General features: G+C 42.6%; 20 protein-coding genes and 2 pseudogenes. 6 read left to right on the forward strand and 16 right to left on the reverse strand.

Annotated features, from left to right (window positions below; all coding sequences use genetic code 11):
- Both L2764_RS04615 and L2764_RS04620 read left to right on the forward strand, forming a co-directional pair.
- Positions 1 to 236, forward strand: a pseudogene (locus L2764_RS04615) (IS256 family transposase); the annotation flags it as partial.
- Between the two features lie 228 nt (positions 237 to 464).
- Complete coding sequence (locus L2764_RS04620) at positions 465 to 1,211, forward strand: SDR family oxidoreductase (protein WP_248939071.1); 747 nt, start codon at positions 465 to 467, stop codon at positions 1,209 to 1,211.
- A gap of 83 nt (positions 1,212 to 1,294) precedes the next feature.
- On the opposite strand, the gene L2764_RS04625 is transcribed toward L2764_RS04620, so the two are convergent.
- On the reverse strand, positions 1,295 to 1,714 hold the full coding sequence (locus L2764_RS04625) for a VOC family protein (RefSeq protein ID WP_248939072.1): 420 nt from the start codon (positions 1,712 to 1,714) through the stop codon (positions 1,295 to 1,297).
- Positions 1,715 to 1,772: 58 nt separating this feature from the next.
- Positions 1,773 to 2,381: an NADPH-dependent FMN reductase gene (locus L2764_RS04630; RefSeq protein WP_248939073.1), complete on the reverse strand. Its 609-nt coding sequence runs from the start codon at positions 2,379 to 2,381 to the stop codon at positions 1,773 to 1,775.
- Between the two features lie 186 nt (positions 2,382 to 2,567).
- On the opposite strand from L2764_RS04630, the gene L2764_RS04635 reads away from it, so the two are divergent.
- Positions 2,568 to 3,185: a helix-turn-helix transcriptional regulator gene (locus tag L2764_RS04635; protein ID WP_248939074.1), complete on the forward strand. Its 618-nt coding sequence runs from the start codon at positions 2,568 to 2,570 to the stop codon at positions 3,183 to 3,185.
- Positions 3,186 to 3,293: 108 nt separating this feature from the next.
- Positions 3,294 to 4,055: a pseudouridine synthase gene (locus tag L2764_RS04640; protein WP_248939075.1), complete on the forward strand. Its 762-nt coding sequence runs from the start codon at positions 3,294 to 3,296 to the stop codon at positions 4,053 to 4,055.
- A gap of 126 nt (positions 4,056 to 4,181) precedes the next feature.
- On the opposite strand, the gene L2764_RS04645 is transcribed toward L2764_RS04640, so the two are convergent.
- From L2764_RS04645 to pepA, 6 genes and pseudogenes are all read right to left on the reverse strand, one after another.
- A complete protein-coding gene (locus L2764_RS04645; RefSeq protein WP_248939076.1) occupies positions 4,182 to 5,717 on the reverse strand; it encodes an MFS transporter in 1,536 nt (511 codons plus the stop codon).
- A gap of 543 nt (positions 5,718 to 6,260) precedes the next feature.
- A complete protein-coding gene (locus L2764_RS04650) occupies positions 6,261 to 7,511 on the reverse strand; it encodes an aminoglycoside phosphotransferase family protein (RefSeq protein ID WP_248939077.1) in 1,251 nt (416 codons plus the stop codon).
- A gap of 212 nt (positions 7,512 to 7,723) precedes the next feature.
- A pseudogene (locus L2764_RS04655) lies at positions 7,724 to 8,061 on the reverse strand (valine--tRNA ligase); the annotation flags it as partial.
- Between the two features lie 218 nt (positions 8,062 to 8,279).
- Positions 8,280 to 11,156 carry a valine--tRNA ligase gene (locus tag L2764_RS04660; RefSeq protein ID WP_248939079.1) on the reverse strand — a complete coding sequence of 959 codons (2,877 nt, stop codon included), beginning with the start codon at positions 11,154 to 11,156 and terminating at the stop codon, positions 8,280 to 8,282.
- 15 nt (positions 11,157 to 11,171) lie between these two features.
- Entirely contained in the window at positions 11,172 to 11,642 is a 471-nt protein-coding gene (locus L2764_RS04665) for a DNA polymerase III subunit chi (protein ID WP_248939080.1), read from the reverse strand.
- A 231-nt stretch (positions 11,643 to 11,873) separates the two neighbouring features.
- Positions 11,874 to 13,391 (reverse strand): leucyl aminopeptidase, encoded by a 1,518-nt coding sequence (pepA, locus tag L2764_RS04670; RefSeq protein WP_248939081.1) that lies wholly within the window; start codon positions 13,389 to 13,391, stop codon positions 11,874 to 11,876.
- A 223-nt stretch (positions 13,392 to 13,614) separates the two neighbouring features.
- On the opposite strand from pepA, the gene lptF reads away from it, so the two are divergent.
- Together lptF and lptG are read left to right on the forward strand one after the other, a co-directional pair.
- Complete coding sequence (gene lptF, locus L2764_RS04675; RefSeq protein ID WP_248939082.1) at positions 13,615 to 14,727, forward strand: LPS export ABC transporter permease LptF; 1,113 nt, start codon at positions 13,615 to 13,617, stop codon at positions 14,725 to 14,727.
- The gene (lptG, locus tag L2764_RS04680; RefSeq protein WP_248939083.1) at positions 14,724 to 15,782 is read left to right on the forward strand and encodes an LPS export ABC transporter permease LptG; all 1,059 of its coding nucleotides are present in this window, start codon (positions 14,724 to 14,726) and stop codon (positions 15,780 to 15,782) included. Before lptF ends, lptG begins: the two co-directional genes overlap by 4 nt.
- A 64-nt stretch (positions 15,783 to 15,846) precedes the next feature.
- On the opposite strand, the gene L2764_RS04685 is transcribed toward lptG, so the two are convergent.
- The 8 genes from L2764_RS04685 to bamJ form a co-directional block, all read right to left on the reverse strand.
- Positions 15,847 to 16,395 (reverse strand): RDD family protein, encoded by a 549-nt coding sequence (locus L2764_RS04685; protein ID WP_248939084.1) that lies wholly within the window; start codon positions 16,393 to 16,395, stop codon positions 15,847 to 15,849.
- A gap of 11 nt (positions 16,396 to 16,406) precedes the next feature.
- Positions 16,407 to 16,664: a DUF2960 domain-containing protein gene (locus L2764_RS04690; RefSeq protein WP_248939085.1), complete on the reverse strand. Its 258-nt coding sequence runs from the start codon at positions 16,662 to 16,664 to the stop codon at positions 16,407 to 16,409.
- A 139-nt stretch (positions 16,665 to 16,803) separates the two neighbouring features.
- The gene (locus L2764_RS04695; protein ID WP_248939086.1) at positions 16,804 to 17,439 is read right to left on the reverse strand and encodes a DUF2913 family protein; all 636 of its coding nucleotides are present in this window, start codon (positions 17,437 to 17,439) and stop codon (positions 16,804 to 16,806) included.
- Positions 17,440 to 17,551: 112 nt separating this feature from the next.
- Complete coding sequence (locus L2764_RS04700; protein WP_248939087.1) at positions 17,552 to 18,796, reverse strand: dicarboxylate/amino acid:cation symporter; 1,245 nt, start codon at positions 18,794 to 18,796, stop codon at positions 17,552 to 17,554.
- 336 nt (positions 18,797 to 19,132) lie between these two features.
- Complete coding sequence (locus L2764_RS04705) at positions 19,133 to 20,431, reverse strand: DEAD/DEAH box helicase (RefSeq protein WP_248939088.1); 1,299 nt, start codon at positions 20,429 to 20,431, stop codon at positions 19,133 to 19,135.
- Positions 20,432 to 20,723: 292 nt separating this feature from the next.
- Positions 20,724 to 21,134, reverse strand: a complete 411-nt coding sequence (locus L2764_RS04710; RefSeq protein ID WP_248939089.1) for a GFA family protein — start codon at positions 21,132 to 21,134, stop codon at positions 20,724 to 20,726.
- Positions 21,135 to 21,226: 92 nt separating this feature from the next.
- Positions 21,227 to 23,014, reverse strand: coding sequence for an aminopeptidase P family protein (locus L2764_RS04715; protein WP_248939090.1), 1,788 nt, complete (start codon positions 23,012 to 23,014; stop codon positions 21,227 to 21,229).
- Between the two features lie 213 nt (positions 23,015 to 23,227).
- Complete coding sequence (gene bamJ / locus L2764_RS04720) at positions 23,228 to 23,698, reverse strand: BamJ family beta-barrel-assembly machinery protein (protein WP_248939091.1); 471 nt, start codon at positions 23,696 to 23,698, stop codon at positions 23,228 to 23,230.
- Between the last annotated feature and the right edge of the window lie 86 nt (positions 23,699 to 23,784).

A 23,784-nucleotide genomic window follows, 5' to 3' on the forward strand; every position in this document is an offset into this window, starting at 1 on the left:
TAGAATCGACCTTTGCGACGGTGCGATTACGGACACATAAGGTAAAAAGCTGTGGTAGTCGTAAGACAACATTAATGATGGTGTTTAAACTGGCGCAATCAGCAGAAAAAAAGTGGTATCGCCTGCGAGGTTTTAAGCTGCTTGCTGATGTCATATCAGGTATTCAATTTAAAGATGGTGAGCGGATCACTCAAGATCAAACAGAACATCACGATTCATTGATACACCACATTTGACAATAACTCATGTCATTAATGCAGGAGCAATTAACGCCCTTGCCTAAAAGACTTTAAATTCCAGCTGGATCCTGCACTTTCAATGAGCTTGTGTACACACCAAGCTTATTGAAGATGCGGTTGAGTGTAACGAAGGAGGGAGAATGAACCAAATGTCAGGGTATATTTACATTCCGATTAATTATCAGTAGCCTACTTACTCATCATTTTAAGAGTAAAGATAAATTAATGAGAAAGAATATATTGATCACTGGGGCGAGTTCTGGGCTAGGTAAAGGGATGGCTGTTGAGTTTGCCAAAAAAGGACGAAATTTAGCCTTATGTGCCAGACGTATTGACCTATTAGAAAGTTTGAAACAGGAGTTACTCGCTTTAGATCCCAATATTCATATTATTGTGAAACAACTTGATGTGAATGAGCATCAACAAGTCTTTGAAGTCTTTAACGCGTGTCACGAAGAACTGGGTGGGCTCGATCGTATTATTATCAATGCAGGCATTGGTAAGGGGGTCACTATTGGCACGGGCTATTTTAGAATTAATAAACAGACCGCTCAGACCAATTTCATTGCTGCATTAGCGCAGGCAGAAGCCGCAATGGAGATTTTTAGAAAACAAAACTCAGGGCATCTAGTGACGATTTCTTCATTTAGTGCCCTAAGAGGTTTTAGGCGAGCGCTCACCGTTTATGCTGCAACAAAAGCGGCCTTATCATCTTTAACGGAAGGGATCAGAATTGATGTGATGGGTACACTGATTAAAGTGACGTGTGTTCATCCTGGTTTTATTCGCAGTGAAATGAACGAAAAAGTAAAAAAAGTGCCTTTTATGGTCGATACAGAGACGGGTTGCCGTGCTATAGTAAAGGGCATTGAAGCTGAAAAATCGACTTGCTACGCGCCGCGTTGGCCCTGGGCTTGGATGCAGTTACTGGTGCGTATTGTGCCCGCCAAATATTTAAAAGCGATGAGTTGATACATCATTGTCAGATGATCTCAATGAAAGACTAGATTAACTTCCATTGAGATTATGCTGCTTGATTTAAATCTATATCTTGGTTAATCATATTGATTTCGTTGACTGGGGACATCGCTTTTATATTGCACGAATTCGACTTCGTAACCATCAGGATCGATGTAATAGACGTTTTCTCTATAAGGATTGTCAGCACCTTCTTTATCGACGCCATAGCCAATGATTTTCAACCGATCGATGACGCCTTGAAGATCATGAGTGACAAAAGCAAAGTGGGCGAGGCCGATTTGATGTCCACTTAAGTTACGATTTTCACCTTCACCATTATCATTGAGACTCAAGTATTGATAGTCATCACCAAAATGGACCCAATTTCTGGGTTTACCATGCCAACTGGCTTCTCCACCGCCTCTGACTTGCCAATGCGGGAAAATGGCTTGATAAAAAGCCAGTGATTTGGGGATATCGTTGACAACGAGGTTGATATGTTCGAGTTGGATCATGATTTTCTCCTTAAAATTTAAATGAGCTTTCCTGTTTAATTATTTCTTTTACAATAGATTACATGCCGTAACTGTATTCTTGCTGTTTAGGGTAAGGTATCGCTGAGTGTTGGGTTCGTATTTGCCCAAGTGCTGTTGAATACTGATGTAGCATATGCAAACTGTAATCGATCCTTTCCCTTAACTGTTGATCTCGCTCATCATGGAATACCTGCTCATTTAAGACTTCGGTGACATTACGGATAATGAGATGATCCGGTGTCGCGACCAGTTTATTATTTTTTAATGCATTCATACGCAGCTCTGCAATCGGGTATGCCCCACTAATACCACTGCACACGGCGACTAACAACACCGGTTTATGGGCAGTATCTTGACTATCACACATGAGTAAGAAATTTTTTATTAATGGGGATGCCATTCCTCCCCATTCTGGTGTAATTAAGATGAGGGCATTGGCTTGTTTGACTTGATGACGAATGAAAGGCCAAGTGCTGTCGGTGGCAACTTTACTTGTGCTTTCACCGTCCCAAAAAGGCAGTTGATAACGACAGAGTTCTAAGTGATTTATCTCGTCGAATCGATGATTTGTGTCTGATAAGTAGCGTGCTACTTTTGCGCTTTGAGAGGCTTCTCTTTGACTGCCGCTAATAATTAATAATTTCATCTTTAGTAATGTTTTTTTGTTTACTTGTGTTATATAAGGTAAATACTTTACCAAGTAAAGTAAAGAAAAAAGTTTACATAATTGTTATTTGGGTAATAATAAGCGTGAAATGACTAATCAGGAGTCGATGGCTTGAAGTCGAAGGTCTGAAGCCTCAGAGAATGAATTGAATGATGAGGATATAGGATGAAAACCAGTGAGAAAATTTTACAAACGCTGAAAATAAAAGGGCCACAAACTGCTAAAGTGTTAGCTGATGAGCTTGCACTCACCACTATGGGGGTTAGGCAACATCTTCAAGGATTAGAAGAGAGCGGCGATGTGGTTTTTGAAGACAAAAAAGCCTTACGAGGGCGTCCGACTCGTTATTGGTCACTGACGACACAAAGTAACAGTCACTTTAGCGATCGTCATCCTGAATTGACGGTGCAGCTGATTGATTCTGTTAAAACCATTTTTGGGGATGAGGGGCTAGAACAATTAATCGAGCATCGGGAGTTAGCTTCACTTGAGTTGTATTTAGCAGCCATGAAAAAGAAAGACAGTTTATTGGATAAGTTATCTGTGCTTGAGAAATTACGAACAGATGAAGGTTATATGGCCAGTATTGAGCAAGAAGGGGATATTTTTTGGCTGCTCGAAAATCATTGTCCTATTTGTGCTGCGGCGAGTCAGTGTTTGAATTTTTGTCGTTCAGAATTACAACTGTTTCAACGTTTATTTGAGGGGATTGCGGCAGTGAGCCGCGAAGAGCATATTATTGAAGGTGCGAGGCGTTGTGCCTATAAAGTTGTGCCCGTTTAAGCTGGGTAGGTTATTGATAAAGTATGAACTGCTGTGAAATGCAAGTATGGTTGTTTTGATCTACTGACTTAATGGAGTCTTTTTAAAGTGTATTTTGTGTGAGGTACTATGAAGTCGAAACGAGGCCGTTTGGATCGATTTGTGAGTCGCAGGCTTAATGTCAGTTGTAATCAAGTGAGAGTGATGCTGGCAAAAAGTCAAGTGAGGGTGGATGGCAAGGTGGCAAAAGACAGAGATTTACTGATTGATGAGTTTGCTCATATCTGTGTGGATGAGCACATATTACAAGATAATCAGCCTCGATATGTGATGTTGCACAAACCGATTGGTGTCGTGAGTGCGACGCGAGATGATCAGCACAAAACGGTCATTGATTGTTTAGGCATTAATTATGTAGAAAAGGGCTTAGCAAGCAGCTTAGAAGAGGGCTTAGAAAAAGGGATGAGTGCAGATGAAAACGATTTGCATATTGTGGGAAGACTGGATCTAAACACCTCTGGACTTGTATTGTTAACCAATGATGGTCGCTGGTCTAAGGCGTTGATGTCTCCAGAGAATAAAGTCGAAAAGGTGTACCGAGTCACACTGCAAAATCCGCTTACTCAAGATTATATCGACGCCTTTGCCAATGGGATGTATTTTGCCTACGAAGATATCACTACGTTACCGGTAAAATTGGAAATACAAAGTGAATATGTGGCGATGGTAACCTTAATGGAGGGACGATATCATCAAATTAAGCGTATGTTTGGTCGTTTTAGGAACCCAGTACTTGCACTGCATCGTTTATCCGTCGGTCATATTGTGCTAGAGCCCAGTTTGCTGGTAGGGCAAAGTCGCAGATTATCTCAGGCTGAAGTTCAGTTATAAGACTGTGGATCATATGGTGTGTGCCCCATTCTGCCGCTAGGGAAACATCTTGGATTTATTTGGGGCTAAGATCGTAAAGCTAGCAGATAACAGCTGCTAGCTTTAGGCGATTATTTGAAGTCAGACTTACGCTTGTTGTTGCTGTAAGCGGTATAACCATTGACCATACAAAAAGATCCCGACAGCAGACGTGGCACCAATGCCGCCGATAATATACCAAGCCATGCCGATGTCATGGGTGTTATAAAGTAATTGGGTTAATTGCTTGGCAGGTTCGCCAGTAAAAGCGACGAGTCTGTCGAAAGCTTCACCTTGAGGGATGGCATGAATGGCATTCTCACTCATACCGCGCTCAGCAAGAAGCTCGCGAGAAAAGCGCTCTTTGGAAGCAAAGTGTTCATACAGTTTGGGTCCAAAATAGCCTTCTAATCCCCAACCCAATCCTTGAGGTAACATCACAAAACCCAAGTACATGGCTTTTTTACCCTCAGGCGCGATATTGCCCATAAATTCATTTTTCTTTGGGCTTATCATCATTTCACCGATGGAAAATAAGGCGATGGCCAGCACTATCATCCAAGCGGCATTGGTAGCACCGATAAACACAAAGGCTAAAATACTGAATAAACAGCCGACTAACATGGCGCTGGTGATACGATATTTAGCCGTTAAAGCGGCAATTAAAAAACAGCTGGTCATGATCATACCAGCATTTAAGTTAAGCATACCTTCGGGCATGACTTTTGTGCCGGCGTTATCCAATCCAAGCCAAAATTGTAAAAAGCCACTGCTGGTGCCTTCGCCATTAAACAGAGTGGTGATAATCACACTGGTGTCGACCCACTCAGCAATGTGAATCGGGAGGACGTCAAATAAAGAATTAAATAAAAACCAGAAGCCGGAAAAAACCAGCATGTAGTAAATAACCACAGGCTTTTTAAGTTCATGGAGTGCATCCTTCCATAAGACTTCTTGTTTGAGCTCTCCAGATTTTATTTTGGCATTTCGCACTAAACGTGCTTCTTTATCAGGTTCTTTATAGGCGAGTAATAAAAGTAAGTTACAAGAGATGATAGTAGCACAAGCAAAAAAGACATTATCCCAAGACAGCTGGCGCATATGGACGGCAACCAGAGGACCTAAAAAGCCCCCAATGTTGACGACTTGATAAAAAACTCCCCATGCCATGGAAGAGTTATTGCGATTGGTTGCTAATACTAAGGTCCCTTGGATCCCTGGTTTAAAAATACCGGTGCCTCCACCGAGTAACATAGCACCAATAAGAAAGCCCCAAAAGCTCGGGAAAAAAGCCATCACCAGATAGCCTGCAATTTTTATTAAGGTTGACACGAAAATGGTTTCTTTATAGCCAACGCGGTCGGATATTCCGCCAGTGAATACAGGAATAAACGTTTGCATTAAGGCCCAGGTGGAAATAATCACCCCGTAATCACTTAAGCTTATTCCTAGACCGCCAGCGGAGCTCGGGGCTTTGGCATAGAGACCTGCACTGGCTTTAACGCCGTAATAAGCGATACGTTCGATGAGTTCCATGCCACCGACCATCCAAAAGATATAGCTTAAACTGGCAATAGAAGCCCACATGCCCAGTTGCTTGACTTCACGCAGATCATTACCTGTGTGGGAAATACTCTGACTCATCCTGTCTTACCCCAAATAGTGTCATAAAACGGCTTTACCTTGTTTTGCTAACCTTTATTCGTTTGATAGTGGGTTATGCGGTAAATGTTAACGTTTATGAAATGATGTATTGTTTTTGTTTTAAGTTGGCTACTTTACCTAATTTGAGTCAAAACGCCAAATTTGTGGCTTCAGTTGTTCGATGTTAACTCGGCTTCACCCCATAGAGGCTGTAGAACTAGATTGGATGCGAATGAGTGTACTCGCTTCACTGTTTCTTATTTTGGTGTTGATACTGTGGTGATCATTGATGAAAGACTGAGGTAATAGACTGTGTAGTGTTTAGGAGTCGGGGGACTCAATTGGCTTTTAAACAGTGGAGGGGGATTAGCGGTGACTGTACAGTTAAAATGGATATGGGAGCGAGTCATTTCAATGACGATTAAAGCTATGGTTTTTTTGAAATAGCGAACTGACATTAAAATAGGAATATTGAGGCTGGAATTCGGAAATAGTCTGGGGGTATGCTGGTGGTTTTAGCATCCCTGCCAGTTTATGGGTTAATTATTGAATACTAACAAAGTCAGGAGCCGCTCTGTCTAGAAAGCCTGCTAAACAAGAAGCATAATCATTACAGATAAACTCATTTTGTTCTTCGGTGTTCCATTCTAATGTTGTTTCATTTTCGATGACATGATTGGCAATGATGTACCACATGCTGAGATCTGGGGTGAGTTTTGCCACTCGGTTACCAAAGAAATAGTATTTAAAGCTGCTGGATTTAGCACGTAAAGTAAGTGCCTTTGTTATTTTTCTATCTAAGAATTTTGCATCAGTGGCTGAAATGATACCAATGCCAGATGTCCCTAAATCAATAATTTTTACTTTAGGTGTCTCACTGATATCAATTTGTATGTTAGCTTTTGATATCGGATGAATACTATTTAAGTAAGTACCTTTTGGCCAGTTTTCATTAGAGATAATAATATTACCGGGATGTAAATCGTAATGTTGAAAACCATACTTTTCATTAGCTGTTTTCAACGATGTTAACAGTTGCAGAAAGACAGAATAAGCGGCTTTATCTCTTTTTTGTTCTGGGTATACCGGATGACTGTAAAATGAGGTTAACCATTGTAGAAAATCAGCATAGGTTTCGTGATGAGGTGTGGAAGTAAATGATTCTTGATCAAAATAAAATTCTGAAAGCGGTTTACCACTGACATAATCGGTTACGATAAACGGAACGGCTTGACTATGCGTGCTGACATAGGTCATCCCCATGTGTTCATAGATTGGAAAAGTCGAAGGGAATGCTTCATCCGGTGCTGAAGCTTGATGCATTTGAGCATCAAGCTTAGTCATAACACATAAGTTTAAGCGTTCGCGATTAGCCTCTTCTAAAGAGGCGCCGGTAAAGTTTCTGGAAGGGATCAGGCTACTTTTGGAGTAGGGGAATATTTTTAATAACCGCACTTCTTCTTTATCGCTTTTACCCCAAACGTTAGGGTTTTTAATGACTTTAAAGACCAGCCCACCACCCGCTCCACTGCTGTGGCGTTTTTTTATTAAATAAAGCGCATTTGAGTTTTCATCTTCGGAATAAAGTACTTTGGCCTCCGTGATTGTTGATTTTTCAGTTTGGTCAATGCAGTTAATGAAAATCTGATCGCGCTGTAATTGCTCATCGATTGAGAGAAACGTGTTGTCATACGGATGATTAACCGATCTTTCAGTCACTTCGATGGGGTTGCTTGCTATGCTACTGTTTGCATAGACAGCAGTGATAAAAAACAGAATATGTCTAAATGTCATTGTCTCTCTCTATATATCGTTTTTTCGATGTTGAAATCGATTTAATGTTAAGTTCAAATAAGGAATGGATGAAAGCAATTGCGGGTTACTTTATCAACAATTCTATTTTATCGTTTTTAATATCAACGATGTACTAGACTAATCTATAAGAGACTAATGGATGTGAACGTTTTTTATTGAGTATGATTAGGCTATAACATCATACGATCAATTTAGCTTTCTAGTTTCGCTAATTCGACTTTTTGCTCGGTGAGCTTGTCGATATCACGTTGATATTCAACTTGTTTGACACGCTCTGTTTCAATGACAGCTTCAGGGGCTTTAGCGACAAAATCTTGATTTGATAGTGTCTTTTCGATGCGCTTAAACTCACTGTCAGCTTTGTCTAATTGTTTATCGATATGGGCCACTTCAGTGGCAACATCGATAAGGCCTGCCATGGGTAAAGCTGTTCCATATGACCGATCAACTGAGTGCTTGAAAATGATAGGGGCGCTACAGCACCCTCTAGCACTGGCATTGATTTATACTTATTGAACATGCTGAAAAATATAATTTTATAGTCATTTCGTTAATAGGATTCTGGAACGTTAAGCGGGATCATTGATGGTGTAGGTGAGTCAATAGGGTGGCTCTTATTGCTGAGATCTAGGAATTACTCGAATTAAGGGGCGTTGATATTAAAAAGCCAGTGAATGTACTCACTGGCTTTTTATATTTAACGATTTGTTAATGCTCGTCAAATGATGCTTCTAGTCAAGTTAAGCTTTAGCTTTCGAGTTTCGCTAATTCGGCTTTTTGCTCGGTGAGCTTGTCGATATCACGTTGATATTCAGCTTGTTTGGCACGCTCTTTTTCAATAACGGCTTCAGGGGCTTTAGCGACAAAACCTTGATTTGAGAGTTTCTTTTCGATGCGCTTAAACTCACTGTCAGCTTTGTCTAATTGTTTATCGATACGGGCCACTTCAGCGGCAACATCGATAAGGCCTGCCATGGGGATAAGCAGTTCCATATTACCGATCAACTGAGTGCTGGACATCGGGGCGCTGTCACCGTCCTCTAGCACTGTCATTGATTCCAGTTTGGCTAAGGTGGTAAAGAATGTTTGGTTAGTTTCAATACGTTGCTTATCTTGTGCGTTGACACCTTTTAATAAAGCATTGAGGGGTTTCGATGGGGCGATGTTGAGTTCTGCGCGGATATTACGCACGGCCACAATCACTTGTTTCACCCACTCTAAATCTTGCATTGCAGCTTCATCAACTTGATTTTGTTGATATTCAGGGAAAGCGGCTAACATGATACTTTCACCTTGAACGCCAGTCAGTGGCTTAACACGTTGCCAAATGGTTTCGGTGATATAAGGCATGATGGGGTGCATTAGACGCTGCATGGCCTCAAGCACTGTGACAAGGGTGTGCCTGGTGCCACGAAGCTCATCTTCACTGCCACTTTGCATGACGGGTTTGGTGAGCTCAAGGTACCAATCACAGAACTGGTTCCAAGTGAATTCATAAAGCGTATTGGCCGCTAAATCAAAGCGGTAATTTTCCATATGTTCATCAAAGGTTTTTACTGTTTGGTTAAATAGGCTGATGATCCAGCGATCGGCCAGTGATAAGGTTAAGCTGCCACTTTGCTTGCCATTGGCATTGATACCACAATCTTCGCCTTCAGTATTCATTAATACGTAACGTGAGGCATTCCAGATTTTATTACAGAAACTGCGATAACCATCGAGACGTTTCATGTCCCAGTTGATGTCGCGGCCAGTGGATGCCATTGAAGCCAGAGTGAAACGCAGGGCGTCAGTACCATGCGCTTCGATACCTTCGCTGAATTCTTTACGAGTACTTTTCTCAATTTTTGCCGCCAATTTAGGCTGCATCATGTTACCAGTGCGTTTTGTCACCAGAGATTCGAGATCAATACCATCAATCATATCTAAAGGATCAAGCACGTTCCCTTTTGATTTTGACATTTTATTACCCGCTTCATCTCGGATAAGACCGGTAATATACACGGTCTTAAAGGGGACTTGCGGTTTACCATTTTCATCTTTAATGAAATGCATGGTCATCATGATCATGCGTGCCACCCAGAAGAAAATAATATCAAAACCAGTGACTAAAACATCGGTTGGGTGGAAGGTTTTAAGATCGTCGGTATTATCAGGCCAGCCTAACGTGGCAAAGGTCCATAACGCTGAGCTAAACCAAGTATCGAGTACGTCAGCATCTTGACGTAAGACGACACTGTCATCGAGCTTATATTTGGTACGCACTTCACCTTCATCACGGCCAACATAGACTTTTCCTGTTTCATCATACCAAGCAGGAATGCGATGTCCCCACCAAAGTTGACGAGAGATACACCAGTCTTGAATGTCACGCATCCAAGAGTTGTACATGTTTTCATATTGCTGAGGGACAAACTTGATATCACCATTGTCTACCGCTTCCATGGCTGTTTTGGCCATCGGGGCGACAGAGACGTACCATTGATCGGTTAACAGTGGCTCAATGACCACGCCTGAGCGATCGCCATAAGGCACTTTAAGTGCATGGGGTTTAATTTCACCGAGTAAGCCTAGTGTTTCAAGCTCTTCAATAATCGCGCTACGGGCTTTGAATCTATCAAGACCTGCATAGCGTTCAGGTAGGTTGCCATCAAGTTGTGTGTTGTTGCTGCCATCGGTGTTAATGACTTCAGCCATTGGGCGGATGGCCGCATCGAAGGTTAAAATATTGAACATGGGTAGCAGGTGACGCTTACCCACTTCGTAATCGTTAAAATCATGTGCAGGGGTGATTTTCACACAACCGGTACCAAATGCCATGTCCACATAATCGTCACAGATAATAGGAATGCGGCGATTAACAATCGGTAGCAGGATAAACTTACCAATAAGCGATTGGTAACGCTCATCTTCAGGGTGAACGGCTACGGCGCTATCACCTAGCATGGTTTCTGGACGCGTAGTGGCAATTTCAAGGTAATCTTTGCCATCGGCCGTTAAGGCACCGTCAGCGAGTGGGTAACGAAAATGCCACATGCTGCCTTGTTTTTCTTTGTTTTCGACTTCTAAATCTGAAATCGCGGTGTGCAGTGCTGGATCCCAGTTGACAAGACGTTTACCTCGATAGATAAGTTCATCGTCATATAGGCGCACAAAAACTTCTTGAACGGCAGCAGACATGCCTTCATCCATGGTGAAGCGTTCGCGATCCCAATCAACAGATGCCCCTAAGCGACGCAGTTGTTTAGTAATCGTGCCACCGGACTGTGCTTTCCAATCCCAAATGCGATCGATAAAGTTTTCACGACCTAAATCGTGGCGAGTTTTGCCTTCTTCAGCAGCAACTTTACGCTCAACCAGCATCTGAGTGGCGATACCGGCATGATCGGTTCCCACTTGCCATAAGGTATTTTTACCTTTCATACGCTGATAACGCGTCAAGGTGTCCATAATGGTATCTTGAAAAGCATGGCCCATGTGTAAACTGCCAGTCACATTTGGCGGTGGGATCATGATGCAATAGTTGCCTTGGGACTGTTCGCCCTGTGGTTTAAAGTAACCTTGCTCTTCCCAGTTTTGGTAAAGAGATTGTTCAATGGACTGCGGATGATATGTTTTTTCCATGGGATCGTATACTTCTCAAACTAAATTAAGGGGTTGCGTTGCTATATCTTGGGTCGCTAGTGCGATACCTAAGGTGCGATATTGGCGATAGCGATCGCGTGCGTGTGCTTTATGCGTATCGTTATTAGCAACAAAATCGAAAATCTGGCCAAAGTTTACCGCAAATGAGGGGACTTGGTCTGCAAGATTGATCAATTGATGACGATTTTTATTTGGCCCGAGTGGATCGAATCCAATTTCGACAGGCGCGCCAGTAATGGGCCCTTCACCTTTTAGGTTGTGAGGGACAAAGGCACTGGGTTTGAATTGCCAAAGTAATTCATCAATAGCATAAGCTTGTTGTTTGTTCTCACAATGAATATAAACGTGTTGTTGCTTTACGAATGCGTGCTGGGCCAATTCACAGGCGAGTTGATAGACAGCGTTTAGGTCTACACTTTGTTGTGCTAATGGAGGAGGCAGCAGATAAAACAGCGTTTGGGTCATTGGACTGAATTCTATTTGGGCTTAACGATTAACTGGGTATTGTACACGGAACTCGGAATGTTCCCTAAAGCGTTTTTATTTTCACCGTACTTTTTATTGATGCTCACGATTTTTATTTAGATTGGGAAATAAAAATGAGATCGATGCTTTTTAGGCGTTTAATATTGTGAAATTAAGACCAAAGTCACTCATTGACTTCGGTCCAAATTCACGCTTGCTTTGGCGTTGAGATTAAGCTGATTTTTCGCCTTGCTCGACACCAGCTCGGTTGATCAAGAATTGTGTTAGCAAAGGCACTGGACGCCCCGTTGAACCTTTATTGACACCACTATTCCAAGCCGTACCCGCCACATCTAAATGTGCCCAGTGGTACTTTTTAGCAAAGCGAGACAAGAAACAGGCTGCGGTAATGGAGCCGCCAGCACGACCGCCTAGGTTGGTCATATCGGCAAAAGGACTTTCGAGCAGTTCTTGGTATTCATCCCATAACGGCATGCGCCATGCTCTGTCACCGCTTTGTTCACCTGCATTGAGTAATTCATGAGCGAGTGGATTATGGGCCGAAAACAGGCCAGAGGCGTATTTACCTAACGCAACAACACAGGCACCTGTTAACGTCGCTGTGTCGACAACCAGTTCGGGATCGAAGCGCTCAACATAGGTTAATACATCACATAAAACCAATCGACCTTCGGCGTCAGTATTGAGGACTTCAACGGTTTGCCCTGACATGGTTGTCAGTATATCACCAGGGCGATAAGCATTACTTGATGGCATGTTCTCACAACCGGCAAGAATACCGATGACATTAATAGGTAACTTCATTTCACATAAGGCTTTCATGGTGCCGATAACACCAGCAGCGCCGCCCATATCGTATTTCATCTCATCCATGGCTTCGCCTGGTTTTAATGAGATCCCACCCGAGTCGAAGGTTAATCCTTTGCCGATGAGAACAATGGGTTTGTCATTGCCTTTTGCTGATCCGTTATATTCCATAATGGTCATAACGGATTCATTATGGCTACCGCGTCCCACAGCAAGATAAGAGTTCATCTCTAATTTGGCCATTTGCTCTTCGCCAATAGTCGATACTGTCAGACTTTCATGTATTTCGGCGAGTTGACGTGCTTGAGAAGCTAAATAAGCAGGATTACAGATATTGGGTGGCATATTGGCCACATCACGGCATAAGCGCATACCGCTTGAAATGGCTAAGCCGTGTTCAATAGCACGCTCGCCGACAGTGAGCTCGCGACGCGTCGGTACATTAAAGACAAGCTTACGCAATGGACGACGGGTTTCCCCTTTACGGGTTTTTAATACATCGAAACTATAGAGGCTATTTTGTGTGGTTTCTAAGGCTTCACGCACTTTCCAATAAGTATCGCGTCCTTTTACATGTAACTCGGTAAGAAAGCAGACTGCTTCCATCGAGCCTGTCTCATTTAGCGTATTAATTGTTTTGGTGATAATCTGTTTATATTGACGTTCGTCGAGTTCTCTTTCTTTACCGCAACCCACTAATAATACCCGCTCACTGAGTACATTTGGTACATGATGTAGCAGGAGCATTTGTCCAGGTTTTCCCTCTAAGTCCCCACGGCGTAAAAGATTACTGATATAACCTTCACTAATTTTATCCAGCTGTTCGGCAATACCCGATAAGCGTCGAGGTTCATACACGCCGACAACGATACAAGCTGAGCGTTGCTTCTCTGGGCTACCGCTCTTTACACTAAACTCCATGAGCTCTCCTAGATTCTTAAAGACAAATTTTATTATTTATTGGATAATGTCTGCTTGTGCCCCAATATGGGGACTAAATATGGCACACCAAAAGCTATTTCCTCTGGTGTATTATTGTCCATGTTCAGCCATTGTTGGTTGCAAAACGACTAAAAGTAGACAGTTTACATGAAAGTTGTGTTGATACCAGCATAAATGAAAGTTTAGAGAGTGTAGCCTACTTGTGATTGTATTTAGATACTTGATTAGCGAAGTTTTAAAAGCACAGATAGCCGTACTGTTAGTTTTATTGGCTATTTTTATCAGTCAACAGTTCGTGCGTGTGCTTGCCGATGCCTCTGATGGCGAATTTCCGGCCTCACTGGTGGTGACGCTATTAGGACTTAATCTGCCTTTTTTGGCGGTGCTGGTGATCCCGTTAAGTTTGTTTTTAGGAATTTTACTGGCTCATGGGCGTATGTATTCCGAAAATGAAATGGTGATCCTTCATGGGGTCGGGGTGAGTGAATGGTATATTACTAGAGTTACCTTACTGATAGCTTTAGTTAATGTGGTTATAACGGGCTTTTTATCTCTTTATGTTGCGCCTTGGGCGGAGGAAAGGCAAAACCAAGTTTTAGAGCATGCTCAATCTGAAGCCGGGCTCGCCGCATTAACCGCTGGACGTTTTCAAACGAGTCCCGATGGTCGAGCGGTATTGTTTGTTGAAAAAATTGGACGAGATAATACACTCGACAATGTGTTTGTTGCTCAACTGCCCGAAAAAGATGATGAAAAGGGAATGAGTAATGTCGTTGTGGCCAAGAGTGGCAGCGTGGTTGAAGATGACAGCGGCGCGCAACGATTGCAGTTATCTGATGGTGTGCGTTATCAAGGCCGTCCGAAAGATTTAGATTATCAGATAACCGATTTTGGGGGTTATCAAATGCAGATTAAAGAGCAAGAGGTGGATCAACGTCGACGCAAGCTCTCTTCTTTGCCACTGGCTAAACTTATGGATATTGATACACCAGAAGCCACGGCCGAATTTCATTGGCGTTTGGCGATCCCATTAGCGATCCCTTTAATGACCTTAATTGCTGTGCCTATGTCGAGAGTGAATAATCGCCAAGGTAAATTTGCGAAAATGCTACCTGCTATTTTACTGTATTTGGGCTATTTTGGTTTGATGGTCGCTGGTAGAAAAGCGCTAGAAGATGGTGTGATCCCTGCATTTTTAGGAATGTGGTGGATCCATGCATCGGCCTTACTGATTGGACTCATTTTGTTAAGCAAAGAAAGGCCATGGGGTAGTAAGCTGTTAGCCCAATTTAAGCGTAAAAAGGCGGCGGCATGAGAATTTTAGATTTCTACATTGCCAGAACGATTATTGGTAGCTCGGCTTTATGTTTGCTTATTTTGACAGGATTATCAGGCATTATTAAATGGGTGGATCAGCTTAGGTTGGTGGGACGCGGCACTTATAATATGATCGATGCGGGTATTTATGTGCTGTATCTTATTCCCCGTGATATTGAAATGTTTTTCCCGATGGCGGTGTTATTGGGTGCTTTAATCGGCATGGGAATGATGGCGTCAAACTCAGAGTTAGTGGTGATGCAATCTTCGGGATTATCTCGATTACAAATTGCGATGTCGGCGATGAAAACGGCGATCCCGTTAATGATCTTAGTCATGATGTTAGGTGAGTGGGGTGCGCCCGCAGCCGAACTCAAAGCAAAAGAGCGACAAGCTATTAAGATTTCTGGTGGCAGTTTCATTAAATCTAATCAAGGTATTTGGGCTAGGGATAGTGGTTTATTTGTGAATATTGGCCAAGTGGTTGATGTCGATACACTCAGTAATGTTACCTTGTATAAATTTGATGATACTTTGCACTTAGTGAGTACCGTTAATGCCGATACCGCGAATTATGTCAATGAGCAGTGGCTATTACATGATGTGGAAACCACGCACTTTACAACAGATAAAGTGACGGTGAGCTATAAAGAGCAGGATATTTGGCAGTCAACATTAACACCCGATAAGTTGACGGTGGTATCGGTCAAACCTGAGTCATTGTCTATTCAGGGTTTACTCGGCTATTTAGAGTATCTAAAGGCAAATAATCAAGCGACTGAACGTTATGAGCTAGCTTTATGGCGTAAGCTTATGCAGCCGGTCACGATTGCTGTGATGATGTTAGTTGCATTGTCATTTGTTTTTGGCCCCTTAAGAACGGCAACCATGGGTGCCCGGGTATTATTAGGGGTGGTGGCCGGATTTAGTTTTTATATTTGCAGTGAGATTTTTGGCCCGTTGAGTATTGTTTATGGGCTGCCTGCTTATATGAGTGCAGGCATGCCGGCATTAATTTTCAGTGTTGGTGCGCTGTATTTTATTCGTAAATAACTGAACTTGGGTTAATAAAAATGGCGTCCATTCGGATGCAATTTTGAGTATGGTAAGGGATGGTCTAGACACCACGCCAATTGCGCAGTTGATTGGCTTCTTCTGATAATACAACCACTTCTGAGCGAGTCATACTATCTTGTAAGGCTAATTTGTCTGCCTTGAGTAAAATCCATAGATTGCCTACCCCTAATAAAGAGTAAACTAAGCGGGCACTCGCGGTGATCATACTCAGACTTTGCCCGTTAGGATGTTGTACTTTGACTCGCCATGCGCGCATTCCGAGGGTTTGGCCGCCATAGCTCCAAAAACTGATATAAAAAAGACCCACACAGAGTACCAACCAGAATTGGTAGAGGCTTTGATATAGTGCTGTGCCATTAAGCAAATCAGAGATATGTTCAAAGCCATTCATATCCAGCATGTTGAGCGAGACAAGTCCGGTGAATACGCCAAAGCCGATAGCGCCAGCAATCATATAAACGGCAACGGCAAGTAAGGCATCGTAAATCATTGCACCGAGCCGGCGAAAAAAACTGGCTCGGGGATAATTGGCATGCTCACTGTTTCCCCTGACTGTTTGTGTAGTTTGACTTATCTTGGTGTGCTTCATGGTATTCACTTTTATTGTTCGGTGTCAGGATCGTCTTTAACGAAATAAATGTCACTAAAGCCAAAACGAGTAAATTCTTTGGCTCTAAAGTCTCTCACCGCTGCACTGCCTTTAGAGGTCATAGCTATTTGTTGTTCCATAGCCAAATACTGCTTGAGATCAATGCCTTCTTCAGCAGCAACAGCTTCGTACATATCATGATAGACGTCATAAGCAAAATTGATTTCTTTTGCTTGATTGTTATATTTATAGGTGATCCTACGCGCCATGATGCTTATCCTAACGGTGACTAAAAAGAAAAATGGTTTTATTTACTTTGCTTAAAGTAAATTGTTGAATCAGGCATTATACTCCATTTTTTGTGATGCCTGATATTCCGAGTAGATATTTTATTCATCGCGTGATTGATTAGGCCAGTAAGCTTAATGTGGGCGCGAGATTACTAGGCCAAACGTGGTAGGCTTTATGATGTTTGATGAATGACGCTTTTTTATTACCTAATGTCAGCAAAAGATGATGTTTTAATGCTTTGGCGACCAATATGGTTTCATCGGCGCGTATGTATAAGGTTACAGGTTTAATGAGTTCGTCATTTTGAATATTATGAAAATAATCATTTTCTGAAATGATCAAGCTGCTTCGTCCGTGACTATTCAATTTTAACTTCAGTTGGGGTGATAAACTTTGATCTTTGATAATGATCCAATCTTCTTGTTCAAGCTGGGTGATAAAGGTTGTTAAGCCTAATCCCAGTCCTTGTTGTTTATCTTTAATCAAGGTGTATTGATTTTTGATCTTGAATAAGATAGATGGAAGATCGGTACTGGTGCCTTGGCTACGAGCCTGACGGATCCATAGGGTTAAATCATTGGCGACGAGTTTAGGAAAGTGTTTATTTTTTAGTGCATTGACCATCCAGTGACAAATAAAATGGCTCCGAGTGGTTGGGGTTTTAACACTGGCTGTTACATTAAATTCTTCAAGTGCCTGTAAGCCTGCTGTAGCAAGTTCGAGGATGGCTTCATTATAAGTTTGCGTATTCATGTTTGTCCGTTATTGATTTCTATGACGTATATACCCAAGCATATTTTCACTGTGCTTGGGTATAAAGTCTCATTATGGGCCTTTAGTGACTCATATCGATTATATTCCCATTTTAACTGAGAGCTGCGGGATCTTTATCATTATCGGTATGAAAAGTTAGCCGTTTGCCGACTATTTTTTCGATTAATTGAGTCGCACTAAGATCATGGGTAACATTAATGACGGTGGCCATGGCATCGGTTGTTGCACCGATCACCACAAGCATGGGGATGACTTCCATGGGTAGGCCGAGTGAGGTGACAATAAATATTTCACCTAAAAAGGCCCCGCCAGGAACGCCACTGACAATAACAGCATATAAGGTGGCGAGTAATAACGTTATGAAGAAAACTTCTGGGGTAAAATCCAAGCCCAGCACCGCATAGATAAAGACAATTTTTAATGATGCTGTCATTGCTGCGCCGCCCTTATTGATGTTGACCAACAAGGGCAGACAAATATCGGCTATTTCTTCTTTGAGCCCCATTTTTTGTGCGCTGCGAAGGTTCACGGGCAGACTGGCTAAGGATGAGCTGGTACCGAGTGCTGTGGCAGCAGAAGGAAACACATTGCGCCAAAAGCTGGCGATAGCTGGGCGTCCACCCGCAATAGCAGCATAAAAAGTAGAGCCAAAAATGAAGTAAATCAGAGCTGTCACTAGAAAAAGCAAGATGGCCCGCGCAAAAGAGGTTAACAACTCAGGATCTTGGTTAGCCATGGTGGAAGCAAAATAACAGCCTAAACCAATCGGGGCGACTATCATGATCATTGATACTATTTTCATGATCACCACATTTAAGCTATGTAACATCGCAGCGACTTTTCTGCCATGCTCACCGGATTGGCCGATCGCAACTCCTGCAATGATAGACATAATCACCAGCGCAAGAATATTGGATTTAGAGAGTAAACCGACAAAGTCATTGGTGGTGAGCATTTTGACAAAATCCATATGTCCACCGCCTGTATTCATCGGCTCACTGAGTGTGAGGGTGACGCCTTGAGCGGGATTAAATAAAGTGGCTAGGCTTATCATTGTAAGCGATGGAATAATGGCCATAATTGCTGAAACGAGTATAACAGCGAGTAAAATAATCCCTAACTTTTTCAAATCTGTCATGCTGGCGATAGAAGAAGTGACACTTAAGCTCACTAAAGGCACGACTATCATGAAGAGTAAGTTAATGAAAATATTGCCTATAGGGGCAACTGAGTGGGCTAATTCAGGAAAATAAATACCGACCATTGCGCCAATAGCTAGCGCTAATATCAAGATTATGGAAGAGCGATAATTTGTAAAGACATCGAGCAAGCGCATAATATTAGCCTTATTATTTTAATGCTATGGAGTTTGGGGGGTAATTAATCATAATGATTGAAGTGTTGAAAGATCATATGAGAAATTAGAGCGTCATTATACCCAATTCAGATTTGTTAATAATATCAAATTGATTCTACATATATCCAAACCACTTGGATATGTGAGTTTATGAGTGCGTCAAATGGTTTAATTCAAGACGGATGATTAAAGGGAGCTGATGTTATTGCTAAGATGGGGGCTTTACTGACAGTTTGGGAATTAAAAAGAGAGCACTGACTTGATTGCTGTTTATTATTGATGGGGGAGGCTTAATACCTCCCCCCCATTAAGCGTTTATTTTAATTTTTTGATTTTAGCTGGCGATGCATTTTTCACTTTGACCCTGCGACCGTTCATATTGCGTTCAGCGATCATTTGCGCCCCCGCATTATCATCTCGTTGTTGTTTTTTAGCAAAACTGCGGCGTTTTTGTAACTGCTTAATGAGTCCATCTCTGCTGCCGACTTCATAACCTGGGATGGTGATCCTACGTAATTTCTGACCGATTAATTTTTCAATATCGGCAAGGGTCCGTTCTTCTTCACGGCTAACAAAAGAAAGGGCGACGCCACTTTTTCCAGCTCGGCCTGTTCGTCCTATACGGTGTACATAATCTTCAGCTAAAAAAGGCAGATCATAGTTAACCACATAGGCTAAATCAGGGATGTCTAATCCTCGGGCAGCGACTTCGGTAGCGACTAATACGCGTACTTTTCCTTCCTTAAATTCCCGCAGGGCACGGCGGCGGCTGCCTTGTGCTTTCTCGCCATGAACGACACTAGAAGGTATACCGTCTAAGTTAAGTTCTTTCACTAACACATCTGCTGCATTGCGAGTGGCGGTGAATACAAGCACTTGTTGCCAATTTTTTTTGCCGATGAGCTCAGATAGTAGCTCACGTTTACGGCGTTGTTCTACCGGATAAATGGCTTGGCTTACCGTATCTGCGGTGGTATTTTGCTTATCAGCGCTGATCACATTTGGCTTAACGAGCATGTCGTTGGCTAACTTTTTGACAGCGCTGGAAAAAGTGGCTGAAAAGAGTAAGTTTTGACGTTTACTATTAGCCACTTGAAGAATTTTTTGGATATCTTGGCTAAAGCCCATGTCTAACATGCGGTCGGCTTCATCTAACACGAGAAAGTCAATATTCGATAAGCTTAAGTTACAAGAGGTTAAATGTTCAAGCAGTCTACCCGGCGTCGCAACAATGATATCGACGCCACGCTTTAATTTGAGTGCCTGAGAGTCCATCTTGACTCCGCCATAAAGGGTAATGGTGCTAATATCGAGGTACTTACTATAATCGGTAATATTTTGAGCAACTTGTGCAGCAAGCTCTCTGGTAGGGGTCAATATGAGGGCTTTAGTATTAGAACGCAGCGTTTCACTCGGTTTATCGACCATCTTTTGCAGGATAGGTAAGGCAAATGCCGCGGTTTTACCTGTTCCAGTTTGTGCACTGGCCAGTACGTCTTGACCACGTCTGATCGCGGGAATGGCTTGCTGCTGAATAGGCGTCATTTTTTGATAACCGCATTCTGAGATAGCACGTAAAATCTCGGGAGCAAAACTAAAAGATTCAAATCTCATTATGAGGTCCTGTTATTCGTCATTCACATCAAGTTATTTTGTAATATTAGCTTACACACGCTAAACGGTTGAGTAGACTAAGCGTGGCGGCGGAGTATAGCAAAGATTGAGATGAGGTTTTAGGGTTATTTGTAAATGTGTTGTTTTTAGCAGTATAGACATTCCCTTTCGATGTGGCATGAGCTCAAAAGGGAATCAATATTCTGTTATCTATACTCAAGCCGCTTGAAGGTGCGGAATTCAGCTGGAATTAAAACATGGGTCGCTTTGAATTGAAGTAAGCGAATGGGTATTACTGTTTTGCTAATGCCTCAATACCTGTTGGGATTTGATACCATGACTGTTTTTCACTTACCCATACGTGAAGAGTAGGAGCAAAGTCAGTATCTATCGAGGCGCCGACAGGTTTTAATTTTAGCTTAATAAGATCTGGCATATCGGGGTTGTAGTGATAAATGCGGGTTCCGCAAGTGGGACAAAATTTAGCGTGGTTTTGGTTACCGCTATCAGCAATGCGGCTCCATTGCTTCATGTCGCCGTCAAAGGTAATATCACTACTTGGGACCACTGCGGTCACACTAAATGGGCTGCTTGAGAGGGTTTGGCATTCTTTACAGTGACAGGCTAATACTTTATTGGGCGCTTTATTCAGAGTATAACTGACTTGGCCACATTGGCATGAAGCGGTGATGGGGTAGTTCATTTATTGTCCTTGATTTTATAATGATGTTAGATAATACCATCGATTGGGGGGCAACTAGGCTTATGTAAGTGTGAGCCTAGTTGAATTATAAACTATACGGCTTGAGTGGCATTCGTTAACCAATTTAACTCATTTTCTTGCATGAAGGGTGATAAGGCTTGAAAGACTTTTTGATGATAATCATTAAGCCAATGTATTTCGGGCACGGTTAATAGGGATTTATCGATGAGTCGCGTATCCATAGGTATAAGGGTGAGGGCTTCAAATTCTAGCATTTGACTTTTACTGTGCTTGAGTGTTTCACATCGCTTAACGGCGACGAGATTTTCTAGCCTTATTCCAAAAGCATTTTCGCGATAATAGCCAGGTTCATTGGATACTATCATTCCGGGCAGTAAGGGCACAGGATGGCCCGCTTTTGCTATTCGCTGAGGGCCTTCATGGACATTTAAGAAATGGCCGACACCATGACCAGTGCCATGATCGTAATCGTAACCGTGTTGCCATAAAAATTGCCTGGCAAAGGCATCGAGTTGTTGCCCTGTAGTGCCGAGCGGGAATTTAGCTTGATCGAGTGCAATATGGCCCTTTAATACTAAGGTCACCATTTTTTTATGCTCTGCACTGACATCACCAATGGCTATAGTGCGAGTGACATCGGTGGTGCCATCGAAATACTGCGCGCCAGAGTCGACAAGGTAAAGGCTATTGAGCGCCATTATTGTGGGAGTGCCATTGTTATGATTGTAATGGCACATGGCGGCGTTACTACCGACAGCAGAAATTGTATCGAAACTGGGTTCTTGATAGAGGGGATCTTGCAGGCGATAACTTTCGAGTTTGTCGGCAAGCTGAGCTTCATCATATAAATGCTGCTCGCTGACTTCATTATCAAGCCAAGCTAAGAAACGACTGACTGCGACGCCATCTCGAACATGACAGGCCTTAAAGCCAGCTAATTCTACCATGTTTTTTTGTGCTTTTGCTAATGCAATAGGATCGCTTGCGGCTAGTAATGTGATTCCTGAGGATTGGGCTAACAACTGTGACCAAGCATTACTGGTTAAAGGGTCGGCGAGTAAGGTTTTATTGGAGAGTGCTGCTAATGTGCTTTGCAATTGAGCTTCAGGACTGAAATTTACGCCGATTCCGACATGTTCTTGAATATTTTTAGGCAGCTTTGTGACATCGGTAAACAGTTCAAGGCAGCCATCATTATGTAACAGTGCGGTACCCAAAATAACCGGTAAACGTGGGACATCTTGACCGCGAAGATTCAGCAACCAACAAAAAGAATCTAATGCGGTGATTAATGCCACATCGGCGCCAGCTTGTTTGACTTTCTCGGCAATTCTGGCACGTTTTTTAACACTGGTTTCACCGGCATATTGTTCACTGAATAAGATAGCGGGCGCAGTGGATGCTTGTGGGCGATTTTCCCAGTGACAATCGATGGGGTTTTCTGTTAATGGCACTAGCGTTATATCGGCATTATTGAGTAATGATTGCGCGGCTTGGTACCAAGTAAAACTGTGTAAACGGGTATCGATTCCAACACGAGACGAGGCGGGGAGGGTATCGATTAACCATTGAATTTGCGGGGTGTCAGTAAGGCTTAAATAATCAAATAAATTGCCATCAACTTGTTGACGAACTTGAACCGTATAGCGACCATCGATAAAAATAGCCGCGTGCGCTTTTAATATGATAGCCATACCTGCAGAGCCGCTGAAGTGGGTCGCCCAGCATAAACGTTCGTTATGCTCTGGCACATATTCACCGAGGTATTCATCAGCGCGGGGGATGATAAAGGCATCGAGATCATTTTTGGCCATTTCAGTTCGAATAGCGCTAAGACGAGTGGCAATAAGTGATGACATAAGGCTCCAAATAATAAAGTGTTACTGTGAACGTTATTTGCACCGTGGGTACACGGTGTAGAGTAAAGATATTTTAACATGAAATCCCTTCTTTAGTCTTACTGGCAACCGCGTTAGCCAAAGAAGGGGGGGGGAGGGATATTGTGAGACTGAGTGTCGCGCTACAGTGAATTTTTGGCTTGAATATAATGCGTTTTCAAATCATTAAACGGGCTAATCGATGCTGATGAGTTCGACATCAAAAATGAGTGTTGAACCAGCGGGGATCTGACCTGCGCTGCTATTGCCATAAGCCAAGTTACTGGGAATAAAAAAACGGACTTTCTCTCCGGCAACCATGAGTTGTAAACCTTCAGTCCAACCTTTAATGACGCGCGTTAACGGGAAAGAAATAGGTTCACCACGCACAAAAGAGCTATCAAAGACAGTGCCATCAATGAGGCGGCCTTCGTAATTTACGGTAACAGTATCAGAAGCTTTGGGGTGCACAGTGCCAGTTCCGGGGGTGAGTACTTGGTACTGTAAACCCGAATCTGTGGTGTGTATATCGGGTGAGGTTTTATTGTTTTCTAAAAAGGCTTGGCCTTGAGCGAGTTGCACTTTAGCCAAGGTTTGATTATTTTTCGATGTATAAAAGTAAAAAATAGCGCCTGCGATCAGGATAATGGCGAGCAAGACTTTCATGTTTAGATCCTTTTATGAGTGGTTTGACTTTTGCTGCTGGTCAGTGTTTATTTTCGATTTACTTATTATTGACTCAATGTCTTTTC

Origin of the sequence: Shewanella surugensis (assembly GCF_023284005.1) — a bacterium.
GTDB lineage: Bacteria > Pseudomonadota > Gammaproteobacteria > Enterobacterales > Shewanellaceae > Shewanella > Shewanella surugensis.